This window comes from Caenibacillus caldisaponilyticus, from assembly GCF_002003465.1.
GTDB lineage: Bacteria > Bacillota > Bacilli > Bacillales > Sporolactobacillaceae > Caenibacillus > Caenibacillus caldisaponilyticus.
Genome location: NZ_BDDQ01000091.1, coordinates 1 through 4,602, shown reverse-complemented (window position 1 = coordinate 4,602; position 4,602 = coordinate 1). Strand labels below are relative to the sequence as shown.

The window sequence follows — 4,602 nt, the reverse complement described above, 5'->3', positions numbered from 1 at the left end:
GGGAGCGAACCCGCCCATCCTCCCGCACTTTCGTATAAATGGCATCCACCAACACAAACGGATACACGTGTTCATGAAGGGAACGTTGATTCCAATTTTGGATCATCGGATCCAGTCCTTTGCACAACGAGGAGACCGTGGACTTGGAAAACGAAGTCCCGCACAATTCTTCTGTGATTTGGGTGATCTTGCGGGTAGACACTCCGTTTACGACCATTTCCATGAGGGCCAGTACCAGAGCTTGTTCGCTCCGTTGATAACGTTGAAAGAGTTCGGTGGAAAACTCCCCATCCCTGGTCCGCGGCACGCGCAAGGCCAACCGTCCCACCCGAGTCGTCAATTGCCGGGGATAAGACCCGTTTCGATAGCCTTTTCGTTCCTCTGTGCGCTCATAACGGCCGGCGCCAAGTTGATCCGTTAACTGCGCTTCAAGGATTTGATTCAAGACCTGTTCCAACAGTTTGGCCAGTCCTTGATCTTGCGACAGGAACTCGTTCTATCAAAGGGAAAGCAACGTGGCTCTTTTTACATTTCCTTTTTACACAATTTTACGGACTCAACTTCTGTGACCCACTTTTCATTGTGTTTGTTTGCCTGAAAGTTACGGTTCAAAATATGCTATTTGCGTCCAGCCTTTCTGTATAACTCCCGAAGCATAAAAAACTTCCTCATTTTCAGTAATGTTTCTTCATTCAATATTATCTTTATTGGAGATTTTATCACCGTTGATTACAAATAGGTCTTAATCTTAATGGATGAAAGGGGATCGGTCAGGTATTTGTTGAATTCAACGAAGCTTAAAATGAGCGACAAAAGATTATTTTTAGGTCAGCACATACTTTATCGTGAATAAGGGGATATTTAATAAATGTCACTAATAGAAAGGACAAAAACGATTTTTCTATTGATTGAGGCGCGTGTGTAAGCGCTTTAGAATAAAAGTGCAACAAAACCTATACTAAAGGAGGTTGGATACGGATGTCTACCCATGCTGAGAGCCAAGGGGTTCGCGTGAAAATACAAAAATTCGGAAGCTTTTTAAGCGGCATGATCATGCCGAACATCGGTGCATTCATCGCGTGGGGGATCATTACCGCGCTTTTTATCCCGACAGGTTGGTTGCCTAATAAAGATTTAGGGACATTAGTTGACCCGATGATCAAGTTTTTATTGCCGCTCCTGATCGGTTATACCGGAGGAAAAATGGTTTATGACCATCGCGGCGGGATTGTCGGGGCGACGGCCACGATGGGCATCATCATTGGCGCGAACATTCCCATGTTTCTCGGGGCCATGATCATGGGGCCCTTGGGCGGTTATGTCGTTAAACAATTCGATAAACTGATTCAAGGCAAAATAAAATCCGGCTTTGAAATGCTCGTCAATAACTTCTCGGCGGGGATTATCGCTTTCATCTTGACATTATTGGCATATAAGGCGATTGATCCGGTTGTTGTGGGATTGAACAAATTTTTGGCTTCGGGTGTTCAGGCCATCATTAATGCGCACTTATTGCCGTTGGCCAATATCTTCATCGAACCGGGCAAGGTTCTGTTCTTAAACAATGCGATCAACCATGGGGTATTAAGTCCTTTGGGCGTACAGCAAGCATCTGAACATAGCAAATCGATTTTATTCTTGCTGGAGCCCAACCCCGGGCCAGGTCTTGGCGTCTTATTGGCTTATTGCATTTTTGGCAAAGGCACATCCAAACAAACGGCTCCGGGCGCTGCCGTTATCCATTTTTTGGGCGGCATTCATGAAATCTATTTCCCGTATATTTTGATGAAACCTCAGTTAATTTTAGCGGCGATTGCCGGCGGGGTTTCGGGCGTTTTTACTTTCCAATTATTTAATGTCGGTTTAGTCGCCGTTCCATCACCTGGCAGCATTTTCGCAATATTGGCGATGACGCCGAAAGGAAATTACATCGGCGTGATTTTGGGGGTCATTGTGGCTGCCGCGGTTTCGTTCTTGATCGCTTCCTTCATTCTTAAAGTCAGCCGCTCCAACGCTGAAGAGGATCTGAAGAGCGCAACGGAAAAAATGCAAGAAATGAAAGGAAAAACAAGCAGCGTCGCCGAAGCCTTGGTTTCCGAGGAACTTAAAAACAAAGAAGTGAAGAAAATCGTTTTTGCTTGTGATGCCGGCATGGGCTCCAGCGCTATGGGGGCGTCGATTTTAAGAAATAAATTTAAAGAAGCCGGCATTGATGTCGAAGTGACCAATACCGCCATTAATAATTTACCGGATGATGCGGATATTGTCGTGACCCATAAAGATTTGACCGATCGGGCGAAAGCGAAATTGCCTGGGGCACAGCACATCTCCGTTGACAATTTCCTCAACAGCCCAAGGTATGATGAACTGGTTGAGCAATTGAAAAAGTAAGGGAAAGGGGGACTAAATCCAAGGCCATTGTGAACGGCTTATGGAATTAGTCCTCGTTTTTTGCGGAAATTTAATTTTGTCAGCAACCCTATTGACGGAAATACATTATGTTTTCGTTGTATAATAAAAATTTTCAAGCCTAAAATAAAGGTGCCTTAAGGCAAGTTATCCACAGTCACGGCGATCATCTTAACCGATGGAGTGAGCAGAATGATCATTTCTGCCAGAGAAAAACAAATATTGAATGTGCTCTTGACGCATCGGAAGGGTTTGACGGTTAAAGAGATCGCGGATGACATCGGTGTCAGTGAGCGCACGGTCCGAAGGGATTTAAAAGGCATTGAAAAAATTGCAAAATCCTTTCATTTACAACTGAATAAAAAGGCGGGCTTTGGCATCCAAATCATAGGGGATGATCAAGATTTAAAGGCTTTAAAACATAGGCTGTTGCATGAGGTGCCGACCGAATATACGCCGTTAGAACGTCAAACGCTCATTCTTTGCACGTTGCTGGAAGCTTCCCGGCCGATTAAGCTTTTCGCGTTGGCTCATGATTTGCGCGTCACCAACGCGACGATCAGTCATGACCTCGACAAGTTGGAAGAAAAATTGAAGCCCTTCGAACTGCGGCTTGTTCGCAGAAGAGGGTACGGCATTGAAATCAAAGGAAGCGAAAAAGCGAAACGCCAAGTGATGAGCAAGATCCTTATGGAGAATATCGATGAATCGCAATTTTTAGCGATGATCAAGGATCAAATTCAAAATAAATCCGGCGATCTCATCGATTCGATATCTGATCGGATGCTGGGGTTGGTTGAGAGAAAAAACATCCTTTTGGTCGACCAAGTGATCAAAGAGGTTCGCGATGAACTGCCTTACGCTTTCGCCGACAGCGCTTATATTGCGTTGATCGTCCATCTGTCCTTGGCCATTGAACGCATTCGCAGAGGCGAAAAAATCACCATTGAACCCGGTTTTTTGGAGGACTTGAGAAAGACGAAAGAGTTTGCTTTCGCAAAGAAAATAGCCGAAAAGCTCGAAGGAAAATTTCATATCAAAATTCCCGAGGCGGAAGTCGGCTATATCAGCATGCATTTGAGCGGCGCGAAACTCCGATTTGAAAAGGAAATCGTTTTGGAAGAAGACAATCTTCAGCTCGCGGTTCTGACGAAGCGGCTCATTAATAAGGTCGGTGAACGGATCGGACGGGATCTCAGTCCATACCACTCTTTGTATCAAGGCTTGCTGGCGCATTTAAAACCGGCGATGTACCGGATGAAGCAAAACATGGGCATTACCAATCCGTTGCTGGAAAAGATCAAGACCGACTATCGCGAACTGTTTCACGTCGTCAAAGCGGCCGTTCATGACGTGTTCCAGGGCATTCATGTGCCGGACGAAGAAATCGGGTATATCGTCATGCATTTCGGGTCTTGCTTGGTGAGAGGGCCTAATCGGCACGACTTAAAAGCATTGATCATTTGTTCGAGCGGTATCGGGACCTCCAAGATGTTGGCAAGCCGATTAAAACAAGAAATACCCGAAATCGTTGAGTATAAAACCACATCCGTTTTTGAATTGGATAAAACCCAACTCGATCGTTACGATCTTGTCATCTCGACGGTGGATTTGCCGGGCCTGCCTGATGAGGCTTTTGTGGTTAATCCGATCCCTTCTGAAAAGGAATTGGAACGGATAAAAAATTATGTGGATGTACAAGCCTTTAAAAAGGCCGTTCACCGCTCCGAACCGATCGACGACAACTTAACGCATCGGCTGGACGAAAACGACGTTTTAACGTTGTTCAAACAGATGAATGAGTATTTGAATGCAGCCATTTCGGTGTTAGAAACCTTTGCGGTCGTGAACCTGACCGAGCGGGGTTCCCATAAGGACATGTTAAATGCCATCGCTAAAAATTTAATGGATGCGCAGCTCATCAGCGATCGGCAATCGGTCGCCGACGCTTTGTTGAAAAGAGAGTTACAAGGCGCTTTAGGCATTCCGAGGTCCACGCTGGCTTTGTTTCACAGCAAAGACCGTCATGTTTTAAAACCGATCTTTCGCATTTACGCTTTACCGAAACCGCTTCCCTTAAAGGCGATGGATCAGGAAGACATGATGATGAAACATGCGCTTGTCCTGCTTTCACCGGAAAGCTTGTCGCCCCAAGGGTTGGAGCTTTTGAGCCATATCAGCGCCTTGATTATA

3 protein-coding genes are annotated in these 4,602 nt (G+C 45.5%); 2 read left to right on the top strand and 1 reads right to left on the bottom strand.

Features of this window, described 5'->3' with window-relative positions; genetic code table 11:
- Nucleotides 1–487, bottom strand: a 487-nt coding sequence (locus CCB157_RS16190) for an IS256 family transposase (protein WP_193432325.1), incomplete at its 3' end; no start/stop codon positions are given.
- Nucleotides 488–978: 491 nt separating this feature from the next.
- Here CCB157_RS16190 and CCB157_RS16185 point away from each other — a divergent pair.
- Together CCB157_RS16185 and CCB157_RS16180 are read left to right on the top strand one after the other, a co-directional pair.
- Nucleotides 979–2,391, top strand: a complete 1,413-nt coding sequence (locus CCB157_RS16185) for a PTS mannitol transporter subunit IIBC (RefSeq protein WP_077616864.1) — start codon at nucleotides 979–981, stop codon at nucleotides 2,389–2,391.
- Between the two features lie 201 nt (nucleotides 2,392–2,592).
- A partial coding sequence (locus CCB157_RS16180; RefSeq protein ID WP_274519645.1) for a BglG family transcription antiterminator occupies nucleotides 2,593–4,602 on the top strand: 2,010 nt, incomplete at its 3' end.